At 66.8% G+C, this 24,336-nt stretch carries 16 protein-coding genes and 2 pseudogenes; 7 read left to right on the top strand and 11 right to left on the bottom strand.

Going from position 1 to position 24,336, the window contains the following annotated elements:
- Positions 1-2 precede the first annotated feature (2 nt).
- Entirely contained in the window at positions 3-944 is a 942-nt protein-coding gene (locus DIE08_RS10470) for an amino acid ABC transporter substrate-binding protein (RefSeq protein WP_124901845.1), read from the top strand.
- 86 nt (positions 945-1,030) lie between these two features.
- Here DIE08_RS10470 and uvrA read toward each other — a convergent pair whose 3' ends face one another.
- The 5 genes from uvrA to DIE08_RS10445 all read right to left on the bottom strand — a co-directional run bounded on the left by uvrA (position 1,031) and on the right by DIE08_RS10445 (position 11,373).
- Positions 1,031-6,925, bottom strand: a complete 5,895-nt coding sequence (gene uvrA / locus DIE08_RS10465; protein ID WP_124901844.1) for an excinuclease ABC subunit UvrA — start codon at positions 6,923-6,925, stop codon at positions 1,031-1,033.
- 201 nt (positions 6,926-7,126) lie between these two features.
- Positions 7,127-8,587: an amino acid racemase gene (locus DIE08_RS10460; protein ID WP_409360395.1), complete on the bottom strand. Its 1,461-nt coding sequence runs from the start codon at positions 8,585-8,587 to the stop codon at positions 7,127-7,129.
- Positions 8,584-9,858, bottom strand: coding sequence for a dicarboxylate/amino acid:cation symporter (locus DIE08_RS10455; RefSeq protein WP_124901843.1), 1,275 nt, complete (start codon positions 9,856-9,858; stop codon positions 8,584-8,586). The genes DIE08_RS10460 and DIE08_RS10455 overlap by 4 nt, the downstream gene beginning before the upstream one ends.
- A 185-nt stretch (positions 9,859-10,043) precedes the next feature.
- Positions 10,044-10,958: a LysR substrate-binding domain-containing protein gene (locus tag DIE08_RS10450; RefSeq protein WP_124901842.1), complete on the bottom strand. Its 915-nt coding sequence runs from the start codon at positions 10,956-10,958 to the stop codon at positions 10,044-10,046.
- A gap of 106 nt (positions 10,959-11,064) precedes the next feature.
- Entirely contained in the window at positions 11,065-11,373 is a 309-nt protein-coding gene (locus tag DIE08_RS10445; RefSeq protein WP_124627347.1) for an H-NS histone family protein, read from the bottom strand.
- A 251-nt stretch (positions 11,374-11,624) separates the two neighbouring features.
- Here DIE08_RS10445 and DIE08_RS10440 point away from each other — a divergent pair.
- Positions 11,625-12,562, top strand: a pseudogene (locus DIE08_RS10440) (IS3 family transposase).
- Positions 12,563-12,772: 210 nt separating this feature from the next.
- Here DIE08_RS10440 and yjfF read toward each other — a convergent pair.
- The 4 genes from yjfF to DIE08_RS10415 all read right to left on the bottom strand — a co-directional run bounded on the left by yjfF (position 12,773) and on the right by DIE08_RS10415 (position 17,470).
- A complete protein-coding gene (gene yjfF, locus DIE08_RS10430; RefSeq protein WP_124901840.1) occupies positions 12,773-13,891 on the bottom strand; it encodes a galactofuranose ABC transporter, permease protein YjfF in 1,119 nt (372 codons plus the stop codon).
- Positions 13,888-14,928 carry an ABC transporter permease gene (locus DIE08_RS10425; protein ID WP_124901839.1) on the bottom strand — a complete coding sequence of 347 codons (1,041 nt, stop codon included), beginning with the start codon at positions 14,926-14,928 and terminating at the stop codon, positions 13,888-13,890. Before DIE08_RS10425 ends, yjfF begins: the two co-directional genes overlap by 4 nt.
- Positions 14,925-16,439 (bottom strand): sugar ABC transporter ATP-binding protein, encoded by a 1,515-nt coding sequence (locus DIE08_RS10420; protein ID WP_124901838.1) that lies wholly within the window; start codon positions 16,437-16,439, stop codon positions 14,925-14,927. Before DIE08_RS10420 ends, DIE08_RS10425 begins: the two co-directional genes overlap by 4 nt.
- A 68-nt stretch (positions 16,440-16,507) precedes the next feature.
- Positions 16,508-17,470: an ABC transporter substrate-binding protein gene (locus tag DIE08_RS10415; protein WP_059529188.1), complete on the bottom strand. Its 963-nt coding sequence runs from the start codon at positions 17,468-17,470 to the stop codon at positions 16,508-16,510.
- A 427-nt stretch (positions 17,471-17,897) separates the two neighbouring features.
- Between DIE08_RS10415 and DIE08_RS10410 the strand changes: the two genes are divergently transcribed.
- Positions 17,898-18,968 (top strand): DNA topoisomerase IB, encoded by a 1,071-nt coding sequence (locus tag DIE08_RS10410; RefSeq protein WP_124901837.1) that lies wholly within the window; start codon positions 17,898-17,900, stop codon positions 18,966-18,968.
- 124 nt (positions 18,969-19,092) lie between these two features.
- Here the strand turns inward: DIE08_RS10410 and DIE08_RS36155 are convergent.
- Together DIE08_RS36155 and DIE08_RS10400 are read right to left on the bottom strand one after the other, a co-directional pair.
- Positions 19,093-19,382 (bottom strand): annotated as a pseudogene (locus tag DIE08_RS36155) (H-NS family nucleoid-associated regulatory protein); the annotation flags it as partial.
- 116 nt (positions 19,383-19,498) lie between these two features.
- Positions 19,499-19,732: a flagellar transcriptional regulator FlhD gene (locus tag DIE08_RS10400; protein ID WP_124901836.1), complete on the bottom strand. Its 234-nt coding sequence runs from the start codon at positions 19,730-19,732 to the stop codon at positions 19,499-19,501.
- A gap of 368 nt (positions 19,733-20,100) precedes the next feature.
- Between DIE08_RS10400 and galU the strand changes: the two genes are divergently transcribed.
- From galU to DIE08_RS10380, 4 genes are all read left to right on the top strand, one after another.
- Positions 20,101-20,985, top strand: a complete 885-nt coding sequence (gene galU / locus DIE08_RS10395) for a UTP--glucose-1-phosphate uridylyltransferase GalU (protein WP_124901835.1) — start codon at positions 20,101-20,103, stop codon at positions 20,983-20,985.
- A gap of 25 nt (positions 20,986-21,010) precedes the next feature.
- A complete protein-coding gene (locus DIE08_RS10390; RefSeq protein WP_124901834.1) occupies positions 21,011-21,598 on the top strand; it encodes a phosphatase PAP2 family protein in 588 nt (195 codons plus the stop codon).
- A 338-nt stretch (positions 21,599-21,936) separates the two neighbouring features.
- Positions 21,937-23,130 carry a hypothetical protein gene (locus tag DIE08_RS10385; protein ID WP_124901833.1) on the top strand — a complete coding sequence of 398 codons (1,194 nt, stop codon included), beginning with the start codon at positions 21,937-21,939 and terminating at the stop codon, positions 23,128-23,130.
- 77 nt (positions 23,131-23,207) lie between these two features.
- Positions 23,208-24,329 (top strand): sialidase family protein, encoded by a 1,122-nt coding sequence (locus DIE08_RS10380; protein WP_185715853.1) that lies wholly within the window; start codon positions 23,208-23,210, stop codon positions 24,327-24,329.
- Positions 24,330-24,336 lie beyond the last annotated feature (7 nt).

The following is a 24,336-nucleotide window of genomic DNA, read 5'->3' as shown; positions in this document are numbered from 1 at the left end:
CGATGAAGATGCAGCGATTCTGGCGTGCGCTCGCGCTCGCAGGCCTGCTTGCCGCGGGCGCAACCGCGCACGCAGAAGATGCGCCGTCCCCGACGCCGCGCGTCGAGCCGTTCGCGCCGGCCCAACTGACCGGCACGCTCGCGAAGGTGCGCAGCAGCGGCACGATCGCGCTCGGCTATCGCGACGCGTCGATCCCGTTCTCGTACCTGAATGCGCGCAAACAGCCGATCGGTTATTCGATCGAGCTCTGCAAGGCGCTCGTGTCGTCGATCGAGGATGCGGTCAACAGGAGCCTGACGATCCGCTGGGTGCCGGTCACTTCCGACAACCGCATCGACGCGGTGGTCAACGGCACGGTCGATCTGGAATGCGGCTCCACGACGAGCAACCTGGAGCGCCAGAAGCGCGTGGCGTTCTCGCCGATCATCTTCGTGGCCGGCACGAAGGTGATGGTGAAGCGAGGCTCGCCGATTCGCTCGTTCCGCGATCTCGCGGGCAAGAAGGTCGCGGTGACGGCCGGCACGACCAACGAGAAGGCGCTGCGCGACCTGGACGCGCGGTTCAGGCTCGGGATCCAGCTGCAGGTGGTGCCGGACCATGCGCAGGGCTTCGCGCTCGTCGCGAATGGTCAGGCCGATGCGTTCGCGACGGACGACGTGCTGCTGTACGGCCTGATTGCCGAGAATGCGGGCAAGGGTGGCCAGTACGACGTGGTTGGCGATTTCCTGTCATACGACCCGTACGGAATCATGTTCCGCAAGGACGATCCGCAGCTCGCGCAGGTCGTGAAGAGCACGTTCGAGGAACTGGCCGTCGACGGCGAGATCACGCGTCAGTACAAGCGCTGGTTCCTGCGTCCGCTTCCGTCGGGCATGAGCCTCAACCTGCCGATGAGCCCGCAACTCGAGACCATCATCGAGACGATCGGCGTCAAGGGTGAATGAGATTGCGCGGCTGACCGCACGGACGAACGTAAAAGCGGCCCCGGTGCCTGATCAGACACCGGGGCCGCTCACATGATGCACCGCGTTCAACCGACCCGCGCTTCTCCCTGCCGCGCCGTCTCATCGTCTTCCGTCGCCGTTCGCGCCAGCACGGGCTTGAGCGCCTGCCCGGTATGGCTCGCCTTCACCTGCGCGAGCCCTTCCGGCGGCGCCGCCGCGACGATCGTGCCGCCGCCCACGCCGCCTTCCGGCCCGAGATCGATGATCCAGTCGGCTTCCGCGATCACGTCGAGGTCGTGCTCGATCACGACGACGCTATGCCCGCCGTCGACCAGCCGGTGCAGCACACGGATCAGTTTCGCGACGTCGGCCATATGCAGACCAACCGTCGGCTCGTCGAGCACGTACAGCGTATGCGGCGCCTTCTGGCCGCGCCGCGTGATGTCGTCGCGCACCTTCGTGAGCTCCGTGACGAGCTTGATCCGCTGCGCCTCGCCGCCGGATAGCGTCGGCGACGGCTGGCCGAGCGTCAGATAGCCGAGGCCGACGTCCTTCATCAGCTGCAGCGGATGCGCGATGTTCGAAATCGGCGCGAAGAACTCCACCGCTTCGTCGATTTCCATCGTCAGCACGTCGCCGATGTTCCGGCCGCGCCACGTGACCGCGAGCGTCTCCGGATTGAAGCGCTGCCCGTGGCACACGTCGCACGGCACCTTCACGTCGGGCAGGAAGCTCATCCCGATCGTGCGCACGCCTTGCCCTTCGCAGGCCGGGCACCGCCCGTCGCCGGTGTTGAACGAGAAACGCGACGCCGTGTAGCCGCGCGCGCGCGCTTCCAGCGTATCGGCGAACAGCTTGCGAATCGTGTCCCACACGCCGATGTAGGTAGCCGGGCACGAGCGCGGCGTCTTGCCGATCGGCGTCTGGTCGACTTCGAGCACGCGGTCGATCTGTTCCCAGCCGCTCAGCGACTCGCAGCCTTGCCACGCATGCGTGACGTTCAGCGACGGGCGCGGCGCGCTACGCGCGAGCACGCTCGAGCGGCGGTTGGTGGCCGGCGCATCCTGCTGCGCGGCCTTGCGCGCGCGCCGCGTGGCCGGCGACGACAGCACCGAGCGGCCGACCGCATCGAGCAGGTTCGTCATCAGCACATCGCGCGCGAGCGTCGACTTGCCCGAACCGCTGACGCCCGTCACCGCGACGAGCCGCGCGAGCGGAATCCCGACCGTGACGTCATGCAAGTTGTGCAGCGTCGCGCCGTGCACGGTCAGCCAGCCCTCCGGCACCGCCGGTGCGCCCTTCTTGCCCGCGAGGCTCACCGCACGGCGCGGCTGCAGCGGGTGCGTCATCGGGTGCGCGAGCAGGCGGCCCGTGACCGAATCGGGCTGTGCGGCCAGATCGGCGACCGCCCCTTCGGCGACCAGCGTGCCGCCGCGCTTGCCGGCGCCCGGGCCCACGTCGATGATGTGATCGGCGCGGCGAATCGTGTCCTCGTCGTGCTCGACGACGACGAGCGTGTTGCCCTTGTCGCCGAGCTTGCGCAGCGCGTCCAGCAGGATCTGGTTGTCGCGCGGATGCAGGCCGATCGTCGGCTCGTCGAGCACGTAGCACACGCCCTGCAGGTTGCTGCCGAGCTGCGCCGCGAGCCGGATGCGCTGCGCTTCGCCGCCCGACAGGCTCGGCGCCGCGCGATCGAGGCTCAGGTAGCCGAGCCCGACTTCCTCGAGAAACGCGAGGCGGCTGCCGATCTCGCTGACGATGTCGCGCGCGATCTGCGCGTCGCGGCCGGTCAGTTCCAGCGCGTCGATCCAGCGGCGCGTATCGGACACCGTCCACTGCGCGACCTCGACGATCGGATGCGCGTCGAACGTGACCGCGCGCGCGGACGGATTCAGGCGCGTGCCGCCGCAATCCGGACACGGCTCGTTGCCGACGCCTTCCGGTTCCTGCTCGTCCGACGGCAAAGTCTGCTCGCGGCCGCGATCGTCCCCGGCGAGCACGGTATCGTCGTATGCCGCGCGCTGTTCGCGCGTGAGCGTGACCCCGGTGCCGACGCAGGTCGTGCACCAGCCGTGCTTGCTGTTGTACGAGAACATCCGCGGATCGAGTTCCGGGTAGCTCGTGCCGCACACCGGGCACGCGCGCTTGACCGACAGCACCTTGATCTCGCCGACGCGCGCGGTCGAATGATCGTTCTGCATCGCCTGGTGCAGCCCGTCGAGCGGCGCGAGCAGGTGCATCACGCCCTTGCCGAGCTCGAGCGTCTCGTCGAGCACGCGCCGCAACTCGGCCTCGTCGTCCGGCGACACGACGATGTCGGCCACCGGCAATTCGATCGTGTGCTCGCGGAAGCGATCGAGCTTCGGCCACGGATCGACCGTCACGAACTCGCCGTCCACGCGCAGATGCGTGCTGCCGCGCGCCTTCGCCCACTTCGCGAGGTCGGTATAGACGCCCTTGCGGTTGACGACGAGCGGCGCGAGCAGCCCGACGTGCTCGCCGCGATGGTCGCGCAGCAGCTGCGCGGCGATCGATTCGACGGTTTGCGACGTGACGGGCGTGCCGTCGTGGATGCAATGCTGCAGGCCGAGCTTCACGTACAGCAGCCGCAGGAAGTGCCAGACTTCGGACGTGGTCGCGACCGTGCTCTTGCGGCCGCCACGCGACAGCCGCTGCTCGATCGCCACCGTCGGCGGAATGCCGTACACCGCATCGACTTCAGGCCGCCCGGCCGGCTGCACGATCGAGCGTGCATACGCGTTCAGCGATTCGAGGTAGCGGCGCTGGCCTTCGTGGAACAGGATGTCGAACGCGAGCGTCGACTTGCCGGACCCCGACACGCCGGTGATCACGTTGAACTTGCCGTGCGGGATGTCGACGTCGAGTGCCTTCAGGTTGTGCTCGCGCGCGTTGACGATCCGCACGACGTCCTCGCCCTCGATCGCGCGCCGCTCGCGGGCGGCGTTCAGCACGGCCTGCAGCGGCACGCCTTCGTCGGCGAGCGCGGTTTCGCCGTCCATCGCGCGGTCGTACTGCAGCAGCGCGACGCCGGTATGCGATTGCGCGCACGCCTTCACGTCGTCGGGCGTGCCCGCGCACAGCACGAGGCCGCCGCCGTCGCCGCCTTCCGGCCCGAGATCGATCAGCCAGTCGGCCGCGCGGATCACGTCGAGGTTGTGCTCGATCACGATCAGCGAATGTCCGGCCGCGAGCAGCTTGCCGAACGCCTGCATCAGCTTCGCGATGTCGTCGAAGTGCAGCCCGGTGGTCGGCTCGTCAAACATGAACAGCTTCGCGCGCGCGACGCGCGCCTCCTCGCTCGCGACCCGGCGCCCGCCCGCGGCGGCCGCCGATTCGGCGAGGAAGCCGGCCAGCTTCAGCCGCTGCGCTTCGCCGCCCGACAACGTCGGCACCGGCTGGCCGAGCTTCACGTATTCGAGGCCAACGTCGACGATCGGCTGCAGCACGCGCAGCACCTCGGCATCGGCCGCGAAGAACGCGGCCGCTTCGCTGACGGTCAGGTCGAGCACGTCGGCGATGTTCAGCGCGCGGCCGTCGCGCTCGATGCGCACTTCGAGAATCTCGGCGCGGTAGCGGCTGCCGTCGCAATCCGGGCAGCGCAGATAGACGTCGCTCAGGAACTGCATCTCGATGTGCTCGAAGCCCGATCCGCCGCAGGTCGGGCAACGACCGTCGCCCGAGTTGAAGCTGAACGTGCCGGCGCCGTAGCCGCGTTGCAGCGCGAGCGGCGCCTTCGCGAACAGCTTGCGGATCTCGTCGAACGCGCCGACGTAGCTAGCCGGGTTCGAGCGCGTGGTCTTGCCGATCGGCGATTGATCGACGAACACGACGTCGCCGACCTGGTCGGCGCCCGTGAGATTGCGGAACGCGCCGGGCGACTCGGTCGCCTTGCCGTGATGGCGCGCCATCGCCGGATAAAGCACGTCCTGCAGCAGCGTCGACTTGCCGGAACCCGACACGCCCGTCACGCACACGAGCCGCTGCAGCGGAATCTCGACCGTCACGTCGCGCAGGTTGTGCTCGGTCGCGCCTTCGAGCACGATGCGCGGCGTGTTCGCGTCCACCGGGCGGCGCGCCCAGTTCGACGCATGCGCGACGTGCTTGCGGCCGCCGAGATACTCGCCCGTCAGCGTGTGCGCGGAACGAATGTCGCCCGGCGTGCCGTCGTAGACGATCGTGCCGCCGCGCTCGCCGGGGCCCGGACCCATGTCGATCAGCCGGTCTGCCGCGAGCATCACCGACGGATCGTGCTCGACGACGACCAGCGTATTGCCCGCGTCGCGCAGCCGCTGCATCGCCTCGACGATCCGCGTGAGGTCGCGCGGATGCAGGCCGATGCTCGGCTCGTCGAGCACGAACAGCGTTTTGGTCAGCGACGTGCCGAGCGCCGTGGTCAGGTTGATCCGCTGCACCTCGCCGCCGGACAGCGTACGGCTCTGCCGGTCGAGCGTCAGGTAGCCGAGCCCCACGTCGCACAGGTATTTGAGGCGCGTGCGCACCTCGGCGAGCAGCAGCTTCAACGCATCGTCGAGCAGCGCGCTCGGCAGCGTGATCTCGTCGAAGAAGCGGCGAATGCGCTCGATCGGCAGCAGCATCAGGTCATGCACCGTCAGGCCCGGCAGCGCCTCGAGCTGCGCGCGCGTCCAGTCGACGCCGCGCGGCATGAAGCGATTCGCGGGCGCCAGCACCGTATCGGCGTTCGCCTTCGAGCCGAGCCGCCACTGCAGCGATTCCGTCTTCAGGCGCGCGCCGCCGCAGACCTCGCACGGCGTGTAGCTGCGGTACTTCGACAGCAGCACGCGGATATGCATCTTGTACGCTTTCGATTCGAGATAGCCGAAGAAGCGTTTCACGCCGTACCACTGGCTCTGCCACTTGCCGTTCCAGTCCGGCGAGCCGTTGATCACCCAGTCGCGCTCGGCGTCGGTCAGGTCGGACCACGGCGTGTCGCGGCGGATGTCCGCCTTCGCCGCGTAGCGCATCAGGTCGTCCTGGCACTCCTTCCAGGCGGGCGTCTGCATCGGCTTGATCGCGCCGCCGCGCAGCGTCTTGCGCGCGTCGGGGATCACGAGACCGAGATCGACGCCGATCACGCGGCCGAAGCCGCGGCAGGTCTCGCATGCGCCGTAGGCCGAGTTGAACGAGAACAGCGCCGCCTGCGGCTCCGCGTAGCGCAGGTCGCTGTCAGGGTCGTGCAGCCCGGTGGAGAAACGCCACACCTGCGGCTCGGCGAGCGCGTTTTCCGCTTCCGGCGCGAGCACGTAGACGTTCACGCGGCCGCCGCCGCGCTTCAGCGACGCCTCGATCGCCTCGACCACGCGCACCTTGTCGGCCTGCTGCACGCGGAAGCGGTCGGCCACCACGTCGAGCAGCTTGCGCGGGCCCGTAGGCGACGCGACTTCACGCTGCGCCTGCACGCGCGTGTAGCCGCTCGCGGACAGCCACTGCGTGACTTCTTCTTCGGACGCGCTTTCCGGCAACTCGACCGGGAACGTGACGACGACACGCGGGTCGTCGGCGCGCGTGCGCTCGACGAGTTCCGCGTAGATCGTCTCGGGCGTGTCATGCCGCACCTGCCGCGCGGTCTGGCGGTCGAACAGCTCGGCCGCGCGCGCGTACAACAGCTTCAGGTGATCGTTGAGCTCGGTCATCGTGCCGACGGTCGAGCGCGAGCTGCGGACCGGGTTGGTCTGGTCGATCGCGATCGCGGGCGGCACGCCGTCGACGCGCTCGACCTGCGGGCGGTCCATCCGGTCGAGGAACTGCCGCGCATACGCGCTGAAGGTTTCGACGTAGCGCCGCTGGCCTTCCGCGTACAGCGTGTCGAACACGAGGCTCGACTTGCCGGAGCCCGACGGGCCGGTGACGACCGTCATTTCGCCGGTGCGCAGGTCGAGATCGAGGTTCTTGAGGTTGTGCTGACGTGCTCCGCGAATGCGGATCAGATTGCTGAATGACAATTTGCCTGCCCGTCTGGATGAGTTAGCCGGAATTCACGGTGCCGGAACGCTGCGGCGGATGCCCGCAGGCGCGGCGCACGTGCCGCACGGGTCATGCCCGCGCCGCTCGAGTTCGACGGATACTATACTGTATATTCATACAGTTTTCCACGAGCAGGCCGAGCGGCGTGCGCCGTCGACTTCTGCGGGGCAAACCGCGGCTCACCCGCCGCCCGCCATCGCATACGCAATACACGTGCGGGCCAGCACATCGGTTGGATCGACGAGCGTCACGCGCCTCCCGTTCCGCGCAACATATTCACCGCCAGGAAGCAGGAGCGGCAGTTCCGTACAGCCGAGCACGATTACGCTCACGCCCTCGGCAATCATCGCCTCGATGGCCGCCCCGATATCTTCCTCGCACTGTCCGGACGTGAAGCCGGCCTTGACGCCCCGCTTCCCGTAGATCGCTGCCATCACGCGCGCCTGCAATGCCGGCCCCGGCGCGACTTGCCGAAGCCCTTGCGACTCCAGCGCCTTCCGGTAGACCCCGCTTTCGATCGTGCCGGACGTCGCGAGCACCCCGACCTCCCGCAGCGCCGGATAGGTGTCGCGCAGGTAGGCGACCGTGACGGTCAGCATGTTGACGATCGGAATGCCGAGGTACGGCTGGATCCGCTCGACGAACGCATGCGCGGTGTTGCACGGAATCGCGATGACGTCGGCATCGCCGTCCTCGAGCTTCTTGCAGGTCGCGTACAACGAGATCGTCGGGTCCGCGCCGGTGCCGATCAGGTTCTCGGTCCGGTCGGGAATCTGCGGGTTCTGTTCGACCAGCAGCTTGATGTGTTCCTGATCACGGGACGCCGGCGTGTTGCGCACGATCTTGTCCAGGAAATCGACCGTCGCGGCCGGCCCGACGCCGCCGACCACGCCAACCTTGAACGGCGCCGCGCGTGAGCCGGCGTGCCCGGTCACCGCGTACTGCGCATATGCGAGGTTCGAATCCACGACCGGCACGCGCAGCGGGCCGATTTCGCCCGCGACCAGCGCGATCTCGGTCAGGCCGGGGACGATCACCTGCACGCCCTGATCGATCAGGTCCTCGCATGCGCGGCGCAGCAGTTCGACCGGCCGGCCGCACAGATTGCCGCGCTTGATGCCATCGGCACCGTAGATGGCTTCCGTCACGAGATCGATCCCGTCATGCGTCCGCGGGTGAACGACGTCGAACTGCGGTGACGGGAAATACGTCTCGATGAGTCGCTTGTCCCGCACGTAGTCGGAAGCCAGCACGCCAATGCGCGTCGCGTCCGGGTACTTGCACCGCACGTGGTAGCGAACGGCTTCGACGATGTCCACGATCGGCAGGCGCGTATTCGCCTTCAATTCGTCGATGAACGTGTGGCTCAGGAAACATGGCAGCACGACCGTCGTCACGCCGCGCTTCTCGAACTGCCGGATCATGTCGAACACGTACAGCTTGCGCTCGATGGTCGCCGCGCTGCCCGACCCCGAGCCCTTGAACGGGTATTGCTCGAAGATCATCTCGGCATGTTCCTCGTCGGACGACGCCGGCGTCGCCTTCACCATCTTGAAGAACACGTCGGCACTGCCCAGCGGCCCCAGGCCGCCGACCACGCCGAATTTCCGCCGGGCATTCACGCTATCCGTGCACATCATGCGTTCAGCTCCGGCTGGTCGAATACGGCACCCTGCGACTGCGCGGCGCGCCGGCTCTCCCACTTCGCGATCACCGCCGTCGCCACGCTGTTGCCGATCACGTTCGTCATCGTGCGGCCCATGTCGAGGATCTGGTCGATCGCGAGCACCATCGCGACGCCGGCCACCGGCAGATGGAACATCGGCGCGACCGCCGCGACCACGACCACCGAGCCGCGCGGCACGCTCGCCATGCCCTTGCTGCTCAACATCAGCACCAGCAGCATGAACACCTGCTCCGACAGCGGCATGTGCACGCCGAACGCCTGCGCGATGAAGATGGCCGCGAACGCCTGATACATCATCGATCCGTCGAGGTTGAACGCGTAACCCAGCGGCAGCGTGAAGCCCACCACCTTCTTGTCGACGCCGAACTGCTCGAGCTGCTCGGTCAGGCGCGGATAGGCGGCCTCGCTGCTGGCGGTCGAGAAGGCGATCAGCGCGGGCTCGCGCACGACCTTCAGCAGGCGCCAGACGCGCCGCCCGAGAAACACGTAGCCGACGCCGATCAGGATCGCCCAGAGAACCAGCAAGCCGAGATAGAACGCGCCGATCAGCTTCCCGTACGTGTAGATCACGTCGAGCCCGCGCAGCGTGACCGACGACGCGATCGCACCGAACACGCCGAGCGGTGCCGCGCGCATCACGTAGTTCGTCAGGCGCAGCATCACCGGCACCATCCCGTCGATCGCCTGGATCACGGCGCCGACGCGCTGGTCACGCTTCAACGCGCTCAGCGCAACGCCGAGAAAGACCGAGAACACCAGGATCTGCAGGATGTCGTTGCGCGCCATCGCATCGAGCAGGCTGGTCGGGAACGCATGCGTGATCACGTCCCGGGCGTTCAGCGCGGCGGTGTTCAGTCCGGTGTTGACCTCGCCGGCGGTCTCCGTGAGGTTGAGACCGGCGCCCGGCTGCAGCGCATTGGCCATCACGAGGCCGAGAATCAACGAAATCAGCGACGCGCAGATGAACCAGCCGATCGAGCGCAGGCCGATGCGGCCGACGTCCTCGCCGCTGTCCATGCCGGCCAGGCCGGACACGAGCGTCACGAACACCAGCGGCGCGATGATCATCTTGATCAGGCGCAGGAAGATGTCGGTGACGATCGAGAAGTAGCCGGCGATCATCTTGAGCGTGGCCGGGGCGGTGATGTTGGCGTGGCACGCATAACCGGCGATGACACCGAGGATCATGCCGACTGCGATGCTTAAGGTGAGGCGATTTTTCATGTCCATTCGTCCTTGGGTGGCACTCGGCCGCCGGAAGGCGGCGAGCGCGCTGCGAAGAAGGCCGCGCGACGCAGGTCACGCGTCGCATGTGCCGTTGGAACGAATGGTAGGAACGGCCGAAAAAACCGTGATGCCAGTGCAACATGGCGGTATGCGAGCGTCGCATAACGCGGGAAAACCCTGATTCAGCCGAGCCGGGCAGGCGCCGCGCGCAGATGCTGCCAGAGCGAGTCCAGGAATTCGCTGCGATTGGACACGTCGCGATACACGCGCAGCTCGACTTCCAGGTTCCACGCCGCCGGGCCGGCCGGCACGAGGTCGCCGGCCGCCAGTTCGGCGGCGATCGCGCTCCGGGGCAGCCACGCGACGCCCTCGCCTTCCATCACGAGCTTCTTGAGCACTTCGGCCATGTCTGATTCGTAGTGCAGCTGCAAGGTCGGCGCATCCGGTGCGCGGCCGAGCAGCAGCGCGAGACAGCGGCCGAAGTAGCTGGTTTCCGTGTAGGTAATCAGCGGCAGCGGATTCTGCTTCGTTCCGGGCAGGCGAAACGCGGGCGCCGATCGACGGTTCGGCCGGCACGCCGGCATCAGCGTGTCGAGGCCCACTGTCAGGTGCTCGTACTTCGCAGGGTCGAGATGGAGCGGCAGCTCGGGATGGTGATACGCAAACATCAGCTCGCAGTTGCCGTTGACGAGCATCAGGATCGAGTCGTGGACGTTCGTCGGAATGACACGCGCCCGCACTTCGCCGAAATGCGGGGCGAGCGCCTTGAGCCAGGCCGGCAGGAAACTCAGCGCGATCGTGTGGCCCGCGGCGATCTGCAGGCTCTTGCCGGCGATCCGCTGCTCGGTGCGGATGATCGCGCGGGTATCGTACAGGCGGCTGATGACGTCCTCGGCCGTTTCGCGGAACAGGCGCCCTGCCGGCGTCAGCACCGGCGGAAAGCTGCTGCGGTCGATCAGCTCGGAGCCGATCCACTGTTCGAGCGACTGGATGCGGCGGCTGAAGCCCGACTGCGTGACGTTGCGAAATTCAGCCGCGCGGGAAAAGCTCTGGTATTGCGCGAGCGCGAGGAAATCCTCGATCCATTTGATTTCCATAGTGGCCTTGGAGGTCGCGAGTAAGCCGGCCCGCTCGTCGCCAGGGTCCTGGCGAAGCACGGGTCGGCGGACGCCTCCATTTTATGGGCATCGCGCAATGTCGCGTTCAACCCTCCTGGCGTTCGATCAGGAAGCGCTCGCGGCGCTTCCCCTTGATCCATGCCGGCTCGCGTCCCCGGCCGGACCACGTCGCCCCGGTGTTCGGATCGCGGTACTTGGGCGCGACGGCAGCCGTTTTTCGCGCCGCCCTTGCGGCACTGCCCTGACGGCCGAATATCTGTCTCGGGGTCAACCCATATTCGGCGACACGGGTACGGACCTCCTGCAGCACGGTCTCGAGTTCAGCCTGTCGCGCTTCCTCGGCACGTTTCATCAGTTCATCGGCTTGCGCCTTCAATTCGCGATAGCCCGACATCCCTTTCCTCCAAATTGCTCCGGCGCCATGAAAAGCCGAACGGGACGCAAACCCCGAACGGTTCGTTGTGTTGTCAACGGGTGGTGTCACGCTCGACCGCTCGACCGATCGACGCTGCACGAGGCCTGTCTCCCGACGTATCGGATGCGTCGGCGAAACGCGTGCGCACGTCGTTCAGAACGGCAGCTCGACGAAGAGTGACCCTGCCCTGAATCCACGTACAGCAAAAAGTTTGATAACTTTTTGCCTGTATGGAGAAGAGCATGGCAGAGAACGTGGTACCAAGACGGCAGTACACGAAGGAATTCAAGGTAGAGGCAGTGCGGCTGGCTGGGAGCGTCGGTCAGCATGAGGCCGCACGTAGACTGGGCGTGCCGGTGGCGACACTGGGGAACTGGTGCCGTGATCAGCGCGATGCCAGTGGCGCGGCCGGGAGCCAAGTCGGCGGGCACTGGCCAATGCCATGTTAGACGCTGAGGTCGCCGCCATTCATCGCGCTAGCCGCGGCAGCTATGGCCGTGCTCGTATCGTGCGACAGTTGCGTGCTCAGGGTCGGCCGGCGAGCGCCGAACGCGCGCGTCGCAGCCTCCAACGCCAGGGGCTACGCCCGGTCTACAAGCGCCCGTATCGGGTGACGACGGATTCGACGCATCGCCTACCGGTGGCGCCGAATCTGTTAGATCGGCGTTTCGACGGCTGGCGGCCCAATCAAGCCTGGGTAAGCGACATCACCTTTGTCAGGACTAGCGAGGGCTGGTCATATCTGGCGGCGATCCTGGATGGCGAGCCGGCGCATCGTCGGCTGGTCGATGTCCGAGCGGATCAACGCGGATCTGGTCTGCCAGGCGTTGCGCAGCGCGTGCTGGCAACGCAAACCGCCACCGGGATTGCTGCTGCATTCCGATCGTGGAGCCCAATATGCCAGTCGCGCGTACCGGAAATTGACCGCCGCGTTCCAGATAAACGTCTCGATGAGCCGCCGTGCCAACGCCTGGGATAACGCCCCGATGGAGAGCTTCTTCAAGACGCTGAAGGTCGAAAGAATCTACCAGCCTCACTACGAAACGCGTGCCCACGCCCGTCTGGATATCGTCGATTGGATCGAGGGCTATTACAATCGGCAACGCCTGCATACCTCGATCGACTTCCGCCCCCCGTCGACTACGAGGCCAGCTTGATCGCCGCATGAGTCGCTGTACGTGAAAACGAGGCAGGGTCAGATTCGCGGAACTACGCCCGCGTGATCAGCCACCTCGGACCTGCGGCGGTACGGGATCCGCTCGATGCGCTGGACCTGCTCGCGATCGAGCGGCCGGCCGAGTCGCCAAAACCTGTCGGCATCGCCGATGCGTCGTTCAACGCCGAACCGGATAGGGATATGGCCGGACCTGCGTACCCGTCACCGGCGCGCCGCCGACGGTGTGAATCGCCACAACCGCCGCATCGTCGACACCAGTGCCGCATCGTCACCCGGCGCAGCTGACCCGGCCTGCGCGACTTCCCGCTTCCGCCGTTTCGGATCGAGCCCCGTCCCGCCGCTACGCCGCCGCGCCGCGTGCCGCTCGATGACCCGCTGCAGCAGACAGAACACGCAGAGCAGCGCGCCGATCACGATCCGCGTCCACCACGAACTCAGCGTGCCGTCGAACGTGATGAGCACCTGGATCGTGCCGAGGATACCGACGCCGAACACCGACCCGATCACGTACCCCACCCCGCCCGTGAGCAGCGTGCCGCCGATCACGGTCGCAGCGATCGCGTCGAGCTCCATCCCCTGCGCCTGCAGCCCGTAGCCGGACAGCACGTACAGCGTGAACACCACGCCACCGAGCGCCGAACAGAAGCCACTCAGCGCATACACGCCGACCTTCGTGCGCGCGACCGGCAGCCCCATCAGCAGCGCCGATCGCTCGTTGCCACCGACCGCATACACGTTACGGCCGAAGCGCGTGAAATGTGCAACGTAGATCGCGGCGGCCAGCGTCGCGAGCGCAATCAGCGCACCGGCGCTCAGCGTCCCGCCACCGACCGGCACGCTGATGCCCGCGAGCGCATGGAAGGTCGGCTCGTTGATCGTGATCGACTGCGTCGTGATGAGAAAGCATGCGCCGCGCGCGAGAAACATCCCGGCGAGCGTGACGATGAACGGCTGCAACCTGAAGTAATGAATCAGCGCGCCCATCGCCGCGCCGTACAGCGCGCCGAACACGAGCACGAGCGGCACGATCGCCCAGACGGGCCAGTGCAATCGCTCGGCGCCGACCGCGCAGAAGATCGTTGTCAGCGCAACGACAGAGCCGACCGACAGGTCGATACCGCCCGACACGATCACGAACGTCATCCCGATCGCGACGATCAGCAGGAACGCGTTGTCGACGAGCAGCCCGGTCAGCACCTGCATCGAGAAGAAGCCCGTGTACATCACGGATCCGAAGCCGAACAGTGCGGCAAACAGCACGATCGTCACGACGATCGGCAACGTGCGCGGGTCGGTAAGCGATGCGAAGAATCGTTTCATCGCGGCGTGGCTCCGGTGGTGGCGCGCGAGCGGGTGGAAGACAGCAGCCGCGACGCACGCTGGATCACCAGCCCGCGCGCCGCGTCCGACTGGATCAGCGTCACGACGATCACGACGAGCGCCTTCACGACGAGCGTCGCCTCCGGTGGCACGCCGATCGAATAAGTCGTGTAGGTGAGCGTCTGGATGATCAGCGCGCCGAGCACGGAACCCGCGAGGCTGAAGCGGCCGCCGAGCAGCGACGTGCCACCGAGCGTCACCGCGAGGATCGCGTCGAGTTCGAGCAGCAGCCCCGCGTTGTTGCCGTCGGCGCTGCGCACGTTCGAGCTGGCGAGGATGCCGGCGAGCGCCGACATGACGCCGGAGAACAGATATACGCCAAACACGACCGCCCCCGCGCGCAAGCCCACGAGCCGCGTCGCGACCGGGTTCACGCCGATCGCGCGGATGAACAGGCCGAGCGCCGTGCGGTTCACCAGCAGCGCGGTCGCCGCGATCGTCGCGATCGCGATCCAGACCGAACACGGCACGGCCGCGAGATAGCCGCCACCGAGTTCGAGGTAGCCCGGCGCGCCGATCGGGATGATCTGTCCGCCCGTCAGCAACTGCGCGATACCGCGTCCGGCGACCATCAGGATCAGCGTCGCGATGATCGGTTGCATCCCGACGAACGCGACGAGCACACCGTTCCATGCCCCTGCGAGCAACCCCACGCATAGCGCAGCCGCCAGCGCCGTGCCGACCCGCGTCGGATCGCCGTCGAGCACGATCGCCGCGGCCGCGCCGGCGATCGCGACGATCGCGCCGACCGAGATGTCGATCCCGCGCGTCGCGATCACGAGCGTCATGCCGAGGGACACGATCACGAGCGGTGCCGCGCGATTCAGGATGTCGATCGGTGCGCCGAACAAGTGGCCGTCGAGCACCGCGATCGACAGGAAGCCCGGCCGATGCGCGACGTCGAGCGCGAACAGCAGCGCGAGCGTCAGCACCGGCCATACGAGCGGATGGCGAAGCAACGTGCGTAACCGGATCATGACCGGCCTCCCGCGATCAGTTGATACACGTGTTCCTCCGACGCCTCGGCACCGGTCAGTTCGGCGACCTTGCGGCGGTCGCGCAGCACCGCGATGCGGTGGCTCACGCGCACCACTTCGCTGATCTCCGATGAGATGAACAGGATCGCGAGCCCCTGCGCGCACAGCGCGAGCACGCGCTCCATGATGTCGAATTTCGCGGCGACGTCGATGCCGCGCGTCGGCTCGTCGAGGATCAGCAGCTTCGGCTCCGTCGCTAGCCAACGCGCGAGCAGCACCTTCTGCTGGTTGCCGCCGGACAACAGCCCGATCGGCTGCTCCGCGTCGCGCGCCTTGATGCCGAGCTTCGCGATGTAGGCCTCGGCGAGTTCGCGCTGGCGCGCGCGGCCGATCAGCCGCCACCAGCCGCGCCGAGCCTGCAGCGCGAGGACGATGTTCTCGCGGATCGACAACGCCGCGACGATCCCCTCCTTCTTGCGATCCTCAGGGCAATACGCGATCCCGTTGCGCACGGCATCGTGCGGCGACGCGAGCCGCTTGCGCGCGCCGTCGATCTCGATCGCGCCGGTGTCGGTGCGCTCGGCCGCGAACGCGAGCCGCGCGGTTTCCGTGCGCCCCGAGCCGAGCAGCCCGGCCAGCCCGACGATCTCGCCGGGCCGCACGTCGAGATCGAGCGGGCTCATCATCCCGCGCCGGCCTGCCTGCCGCATCGACAGGAATGGCGCGGCCGCATCGGCATCCCGCTGCACGGCCGCCGCGCCTGCCTGCAGCTTGCCCGACATCGGTTCGCGGCCGGTCATTTTCGCGACGAGCATATCGACCGGCAGGTCGCGCGCGAGGTACTCGCCTTCGCGCTCGCCGTTGCGCATCACCGTGATCCGGTCGGACACCGCATAGGTCTGTTCGAGAAAGTGCGTGACGAACAGGATCGCCATCCCCGACGCCTTCAGTCGGCGCAGCACGTCGAAGAGCCGAGCAACCTCGCCGTCGTCGAGACTCGACGTCGGTTCGTCGAGAATCAGCACGCGCGCATCGACCGACACGGCCCGCGCGATCGCGACCATCTGCTGCACCGCGATCGGATACGCGTCGAGCGAGCGCGTGACGTCGAGCGACAGGTCGAGCTCGGCGAGCGCATCGCGCGAGCGCGCATGGATCGTCTTCCAGTCGATCGCGCCGCGCCGCATCGGCTGCCGGCCCGCGAAGATGTTCTCGGCGACCGACAGGTTCGCGCACAGGTTCACTTCCTGGTACAGCGTCTGGATTCCGGCCGCCTCTGCTTCGCGCGGCGCGGCGAACCGCACCGGTGCGTCACCGACGCGAATCTCGCCCGCATCGTGCGCGTGCACGCCGGTCAGCACGTTGATCAGCGTCGACTTGCCCGCGCCGTTCTGGCCCATCAGCGCATGAATTTCGCCCGGAAACAACCGGAAGTTCACGCGCTGCAGCGCGTTCACGCCCGGGAACGCCTTGTCGATGCCGATCATCTCGACCACCGGCGGATTCGTCATGGATCGCCCTCGATTCGAGGCGGAAGGCTGAGGGCGGCAGCCGCGCCGCCGCCCGCGTCCGCCGGGACTCAGTATTTGCGGGTCGGCAGCACCTGCGCCGCGACGCTCATCGGGAACACCGTCTCGTTCGTGACGATGCGCTTCGGCAGCTGCTTGCCGGCGACCACGTCCTTCACCGCGGTCATCAGCTGCGGCCCGAGCAGCGGGCTGCATTCGACGTCGACGTTGATCTTGCCGGCGACCATCGCCTGGAAGCCGCCCTTGGTCGCATCGAACGATACGACGCTCACGTCCTTGCCGGGCTTGATGCCGGCCTCTTCCATCGCCTGGATCGCGCCGAGCGCCATGTCGTCGTTGTGCGCGTAGACGACGTTGATCTGCTTGCCGTAGGTCTTCGCGAACGCTTCCATCACCTGCTTGCCGCCGGCGAGCGTGAAGTCGCCGCTTTGCGATGCGATCACCTTGAACTTCGGATTGTTCTTGATCACTTCGAGCAGGCCCGCGCGGCGATCGTTGGCCGGTGCGGAGCCGACCGTGCCCTGCAGCTCGACGATATTGATCGGGCCCGCATCGTTCTTGAAGCGCTCTTCCATCCAGTGGCCGGCGCGCCGCCCTTCCTCGAGGAAGTCGGAGCCGATCATCGTCACGTACAACGACGGATCCTTCACGTCGACGCCACGATCGGTCAGGATCACCGGAATATGGGCCGCCTTCGCTTCGGTCAGCACCGGCTCCCAGCCCGACTCGACGACCGGCGAGAACGCGATCACGTCGACCTTCTGCGCGATGAACGAGCGGATCGCGCGGATCTGGTTCTCCTGCTTCTGCTGCGCGTCCGAGAATTTCAGGTTGATGCCGGCGTCCTTCGCCGCGCTCTTCACCGACACGGTGTTGGCGGTGCGCCACGCGCTTTCCGCGCCGACCTGCGAGAACCCGAGCGTGATCGGCTTTTGCTGCGCGTGCGCACCCGAAGCGAATACCGTCGCCGCGGCGACGAGCGCACCGGCCGTCAGCTTCCTGATGAATGTCATGGTCCGTCTCCGATGATGTCGTTGTATGCCGCGGCGCCTGCCTGGCGCGATGCCGTGCTGTTGTGGTTCTGCGTGGCGCGGGTGCGGTTCGGGGCGGTGCCGGCCGGCGCATGCGGCCGGCCCGGTATGTACGCCCCGGATCAGTCTAGAAACAAGTCCGATAACCTTCCAATGAAATATTGGATTGAAGCGATATCGGTATCGGCATACGTATAAACACCTAGCACCGGATCGTCGCCTGCCCCAACCGTTTCGACGTGGGCGGGGCGGCGGATCCCGCGGCGGCGCACGGATCTTGCTGTCGCACTGGCAAGCGCTGTTCGCGCCCCGCGACAGCCGCTCCGACAACAAGGAGAACAACGATGTCCGCCGCGCGTGAACCCCGATCGCCGCACATGGATACGCCGCTTCGCTGGCGGCTTGCGACATGAAGAAACGTACGTCCCGAAGCGGCCCCGGCACCGAAACCGGCGCTCGCCTTGCCGCGCCGCTGCGCCATGTCGACGACCGGCATCCCGGCTACACGCGCCGGCGGTTGCGCCACGGCTTCGCGTACTACACGCAGGACGGCGTCCGGATCCGCGACGCCGACGAAATCGCCCGCATCGATGCGCTAGCGATTCCGCCGGCGTATACCGATGTCTGGATCTGCATGGACCCGCGCGGCCATTTGCAGGCGACGGGGCGTGATGCGCGCGGGCGCAAGCAGTATCGCTATCACCCGCAGTGGCGCGAGACGCGCGACGCGAACAAGTACGCGCGGATGGCGGCCTTCGCCCGCGCGCTGCCGCGCATCCGCACGCGCGTCGCGCGTGATCTGGCACTGCCCGGGATGCCGCGCGACAAGATCGTCGCGACGATCGTGCGGCTGCTCGACACGACGCTCGCGCGGATCGGCAACGCCGAATATGCTCGCGAGAACGCGTCGTACGGGCTGACGACGCTGCGCAAGCGCCACGTGACGATCCGCCCGGGACAGGTTCGCCTGCGCTTCACGGGCAAGAGTGGCATCGAGCATGACGTGACCGTGGACGACCCGCGCGTTGGCCGGATCGTGCGGCGCTGCGCGGAGTTGCCCGGGCACGAGCTGTTCCAGTATGTGGACGACGATGGCACACGCCATTCGATCGGCTCGTCCGACGTGAACGAGTATCTGCGCGAAGCAGCAGGCGCGGAGTTCACCGCGAAGGATTACCGGACATGGGCGGGCAGTGTTCAGGCGCTGGCATTGCTGCGGCGCATCCCGCATGAGGACGTCACGCAGGCGCGCAAGCAGATCGTCGAAACGGTGCGGGCCGTCGCCGACATATTGCGCAACACGCCGGCCGTGTGCCGACGCTGCTACATCCACCCGGCGGTGCTCGATGCGTTCGAAGCCGGGATGCTCGCGGCGCTGGAGGTGCGCCACTCGCCGCGCGGGCTGCGCGTGGACGAAGCCGCGTTCGCTGCGTTGCTCGGGCAGGTCACGCGTCGTGATCGACGACGCACGTGCCGATGAGCCGGCGCCGCGCGAATGCGCTCGATCGCCTGGTTAGCCGGCGGGCGCCGGACGACGTAGCGGCGCGCGAAAGACACCGCCCGCCTTTCGTCGTGCCCCGCTGCATCGCTGCACGCTTACGTGAACCTGGATTGCGCTCGATCAGGAACCGCTCGCGACGCCCATCCTTGATCCGGCGCGGCTCGCGGCCACGTCCGCTCCACGTCGCGCCGGTTTTCGGGTCGCGATACCGGTGCGCCGATGCGTTCTTGCGGTGCCGCCGTGGCGGCCAAAAATCTGACCGGCGGTCAGGCCGTATTCGGCGACCCGGGTGCGAATCTCCTGAATGACAGCCTCGAGTTCGGCGAGGCGGGCTTCCTCGACGCGGTTCATCAATTCATCGGCTTGCGCCTTCAATTCGCGATAACCGGACATGCGATTCATCCCCATTTTCATGGCGTGTAAAAGACCGAATGGACGCGGGATTGCCACGATGCAATCCGCTTGAAGGCCGTGAGTCGAACGCCCATTCGGGAAAACCGGAGAACGGATCACGCGCGGCCCGGCGCGTTTTCCGCGCGAAATTCACACACCAGTTCGCCGCGGACCGCCAGTTCATCGATCTGATCCAGCGTCAGCGCGTCAATCGACGCGGCAATTTCGTCCGAGATGCCCAATTGCCGCTTGGCCTGCTCGTAGTCGATACGCAACATGCGCTGCGCGAGCACGAGATATGTCCGATTGAATTCAGCGATTGCATCGAAGATATCGCCCTGTCCGGTCATGACTGCTCCTGAGCCGACGGCGGTTCGTGCGCACTACGTGTGCGACATCGTGACCGGCTGTCCAGTAATGAATGCCTGAATCTACGTCATGCAATCGACGTCATACCGACAATCCCTAGACGGCATCCGACATTATTGAAATCGGCGCTTGCAATTGGCGATTCGCAATTCATCACCATTCGTCGCTGTCGGATTCTGCCTAGATTCGGTCACCAGCTGAATCCGGAACACCCATACGATTTCCCAACGGCGCGCGAGTCCAATTGCGCGAACGATACGGCACCGGCGAAAGATGCGTGCATATGTGCATCGCCGCCCTTTCCCGGCATCGTTGATGCCTGCTCCTGAACGGATGGAATCCGACAATCATGTTGAAAGTGACGAAAGCCGTATTTCCGGTCGCCGGTCTCGGCACGCGATTTCTGCCTGCGACCAAGGCCAGCCCGAAAGAAATGCTGCCGGTCGTGGACAAGCCGCTGATTCAATATGCGGTCGAGGAAGCGATCGACGCCGGTATCACCGAAATGATTTTCGTGACCGGTCGCAGCAAGCGCGCGATCGAGGATCACTTCGACAAGTCCTACGAGATCGAAGCCGAGCTCGAGGCGCGCGGCAAGGAAAAGCTGCTGTCGCTGGTTCGAAGCATCAAGCCGAGCCACGTCGACTGCTTCTACGTGCGCCAGGCCGAAGCGCTGGGGCTCGGCCATGCGGTGCTGTGCGCGGAGAAGCTGGTCGGCGACCATCCGTTCGCGGTGATTCTCGCCGACGACCTGCTCGACGGTCCGACGCCCGTGCTGCGGCAGATGATCGACGTGTTCGATCACTATCACGCGTCGGTGATCGGCGTGGAGGAAATCGCGCCCGAGGCGTCGAAGTCGTACGGCGTGATCGACGGCAGGCGCTGGGAGGACAACCTGTTCAAGCTGTCCGGGATCGTCGAGAAGCCGGAGCCGGCGAAGGCGCCGTCGAATTTCGGCGTGGTGGGCCGCTACGTGCTGAAGCCGAAGGTGTTCGCGCATCTGCGCGCGTTGCGGCCCGGTGCCGGCGGCGAACTGCAGCTGACGGACGCGATCCAGTCGCTGCTCGCGGACGAGCAGGTGCTCGCCCATCGCTACGACGGCACGCGCTTCGATTGCGGCAGCAAGCTCGGGTATCTGAAGGCGACGGTCGAGTTCGCGCTGCGGCATCCGGAAGTGGCTGCGGATTTCGAAAGCTATCTGGCCGCGCGCATGTCGGCGCTGCTGGTCGCCTGACCGGGCAATCGTCACGAACCCGGTCATGTGGACGGCCGTCAGCGATCTCGGCGACGCGGCGATGACGTTGCCGCTGGCGGTCGTGTGCATCGTCTGGCTCACGCGCTCGACGGCCGGACGGCATGTTGCGGCGTCGTGGGCGCTCATGCTCGCGGTCGGCATGGCGCTGGTCGGCGCCACCAAGATGCTGTATGCCGGCTGCGGGATCCAGATCCGCGCGATCGATTTCCGCGTGATCAGCGGGCACACGATGCTCGCGTCGGCGGTCTGGCCGATGACGTGCGTGCTGGCGCTCGGCGGCGGCGAGCAACTGCGGGCGAGCACGTCGCTGTCGCTCGGGCTCGCGCTCGGCGCGCTGATCGGTATTGCACGCGTGTTCGACGACGCGCACACGCCGTCGGAAGTCGTCGCCGGCTGGCTCGTCGGCTCGGCGGTCGCGCTAGCGTTCGTGTGGCGGCATGGCGCGCCAAGCGTCGACGCGCGGTATCGCGCGCTCGTCGCCGGCTCGCTGCTGGCCGTGTCGGCGGTCGCGTATGGGCGGCATGCGCCGATTCAGGCGGCGATCGAGATGTATTCGCCGTTCTTGTGCGGGCGGTTCGCGCTGCAGCCGTGACGGGCGCGGGCGCGCACGGTCGAACGTCGCAATACGGTGCAGTGCCGTGCGGCCGAGCCTGGCGGGCCGCCCGGTGCATGACCTGCCCCGCGGATCCCGCCGGAAAAAGACAGAATGCCGCACGAATCGGACAACGCGGCTCGCCTGGCCGTCCAACACTCTATGCTTGATCGCCGGAATCGCTTCGTCCCGCACGACGGCCGCGTGTTCCGCGTGCGAACCGGCCCGCAAGCCAGCCCTGCCCGACAGGCATCTTGCCCCGCGTCGCACGGCATCTCGCCGCACGCGCCGGAACGGCCGGCACGCGGCGAATCCGAAGTCTCCGATCGGGCGCACGCATGTCGACCTTGCTCTTTTCAGCCAGCGTACTGTTCTTCTCGCTCAACGCGTTCAGCGTGCGGGCAACCTTCGCCGCGTATTTCCTGCTCTGCGTGCTCGCCTTTCTGCGCGCGCCGACGCTGATGAACCGGCAGCGGCACCTGTTTCCGGTTTGCACGTACTGGCTGATCAGCACCTGCCTCGCGTTCATCCTGTCCGCGTTCGGCGATTTCTACGCGAACTTCTTCATCAAGTTCGTGCTGATCCAGACGTATATCGCGCTGAGCTACTGGATGTTCGCCGGCGGCGTGCTCACGCGTGAATCGCTCGACGCAGCGTGCAAGACGCTCATCTACGTCCACGCAGCGTTCTTCACGTTCCAGCTCGTCTATTACCTCGGGACCGGCACCTTCATCGACTTCGACAGCTACGTGCGCGAAGCTGACTCCGAAGCGCTCTACGCGACCAAGGCGCTGACCGACAGCCTGATTTCGATCCGCGCGCTCGGCCTATATTCCGAACCGTCGTTCTATGCGATGACGGTCGTCCCGAGCGCGGTGGTCCTGTTGCTGTCGCAGCGGCGCATCACGCTCGCGCCCGTGGTCGGGTTCGCCACCGCCCTGCTCAGCTTCTCGGTCGCGTCGATGGCTGTCTGCGCGGCACTGTGCGGGCTGCACGTGCTCACCGGGCGCGGGCGGCTGCGGACCCGGATCGCCGTCGTCGTCGTCGCGCTCGCCTGCGTGCCGTGGCTCTATAGCGTGTACGACCAGCGGGTGAATCAGTCGGCCGACTACGATGCGGTCGGCAGCCGTACGCTCGTGCTGACCGAGCTGTCCGAGCGCGACGTCGTCGCAGGCGTGTTCGGCGGCGGGCTGTTCTGGGACGAGCGCAACAACGTCGGGAAAACGCACCTGCGCGGCTATCAGGTGCGTGACAGCTCGTTCTACATCTACCTGGTGTTCGCCGCGGGCGCTGCCGGCTTCGTTGTGTTCTTCGGTACGCTCGTCATGCTGTTCCGCCGCAAGGGCAGCCGCAAGTATCTGCTCTATCTGCTGCCGATCCTGCTGTTCAAGTATCACGTGCTCTATGGCATGCTCTGGCTCACCATCCTGCTGTTCGTCGTGCTCGCCGACCAGGACGCGCCGCACAGGCGCACGGTCGCCCGTCCCATTCCAAACGCGTCCGGCGGCAAGCCGCTCGCGCACCTGACATGACATCACGCCGACATGCGTCGACGTCACGCGCGCTGAAACGGTCGCTCGTCGCAGCGCTGTGCCTGGGCTACGCGGCGATGTCCGCGCACGCGGAAGCCGTCCCCGCGCCGCCCGGCGAGGTGATCGCGCACAGCCGGGCCGCCACGCGCGTGTATCTCGGTTCGCCGTCGCTGGCCGTGCTGCCAAACGGCGATTATGTCGCGAGCTTCGACACGTTCGGCGCCGCCTCGGCGCAGGACCGGGTGTCCGTGTTCACGTCGCACGACAAGGGTACGACCTGGTCCAGGCTCGGCGACGTACCGGACCAGTACTGGTCGTCGCTGTTCGTGCTGAACGGCGCGCTGTACCTGATGGGCACCAACCGCTCGATGGGCACGCCGTCGATTCGCCGGTCCGACGACGGCGGGGCGTCGTGGACCACGCCAGTCGACGCGTCCACCGGGCTGCTGCCGTATCCGGGGCGCTTCATCACCGGGCCGGTGCCGGTCCTCGTCGATCGCGGACGCGTCTGGCGCGCGTATGAAAGCGTCGACGACGGCGACCTGCGCGCGCTGGTGATGTCCGCGCCCGTCGATCGCGACCTGCTCGATGCACGCAACTGGCGCGTGTCCGCGCCGCTGCCGTCGGACAAGCACTGGCTCGACGGCAAGTTCCAGTCGTGGGAAGAAGGCAACGTGGTCGGCAAGCAGGGCGCCGCGCCCGCCGTCATGTTGCGCGTGAACACCGCGAACGGCCCCGAGAAAGCCGCGCTGGTGACGACGATCGACGACGGCCGCACGCTGTCATTCGACCCGGCGCGCGATTTCGTCGACCTGCCGGGCGCCGGCAAGAAATTCACGATTCGCTTCGACCCGCAGTCGAAGCAATACTGGACGATCACCAACGCGGTGCCGAAAAGCATCGGGCGCATGAACCTCGAGCGCGTACGCAACACGCTGGTGCTGCTGTCGTCGCCCGATCTCCGGCAGTGGACCGCGCGGCGCGTCCTGCTGCAACACGCCGACACGAAACGGCACGGCTTCCAGTACGTCGACTGGCAATTCGACGGCAGCGACCTCGTCGCGGTGCTGCGCGTCGCGTTCGACGACCCGGACGGCGGCGCGGCAAGCCAGCACGACTCGAATTTCATCACGTTCCTGCGCGTGCGCCGGTTTCGCCAGGACGCCGCGTCCAGTGCGCTGACGCAAAGCCTGCAATAGCGCGCGC

The organism is Burkholderia sp. Bp9004 (genome assembly GCF_003858025.1).
In the GTDB taxonomy this organism is placed as follows: domain Bacteria; phylum Pseudomonadota; class Gammaproteobacteria; order Burkholderiales; family Burkholderiaceae; genus Burkholderia; species Burkholderia diffusa.
This window is presented reverse-complemented; position numbering and strand designations above follow the sequence as displayed.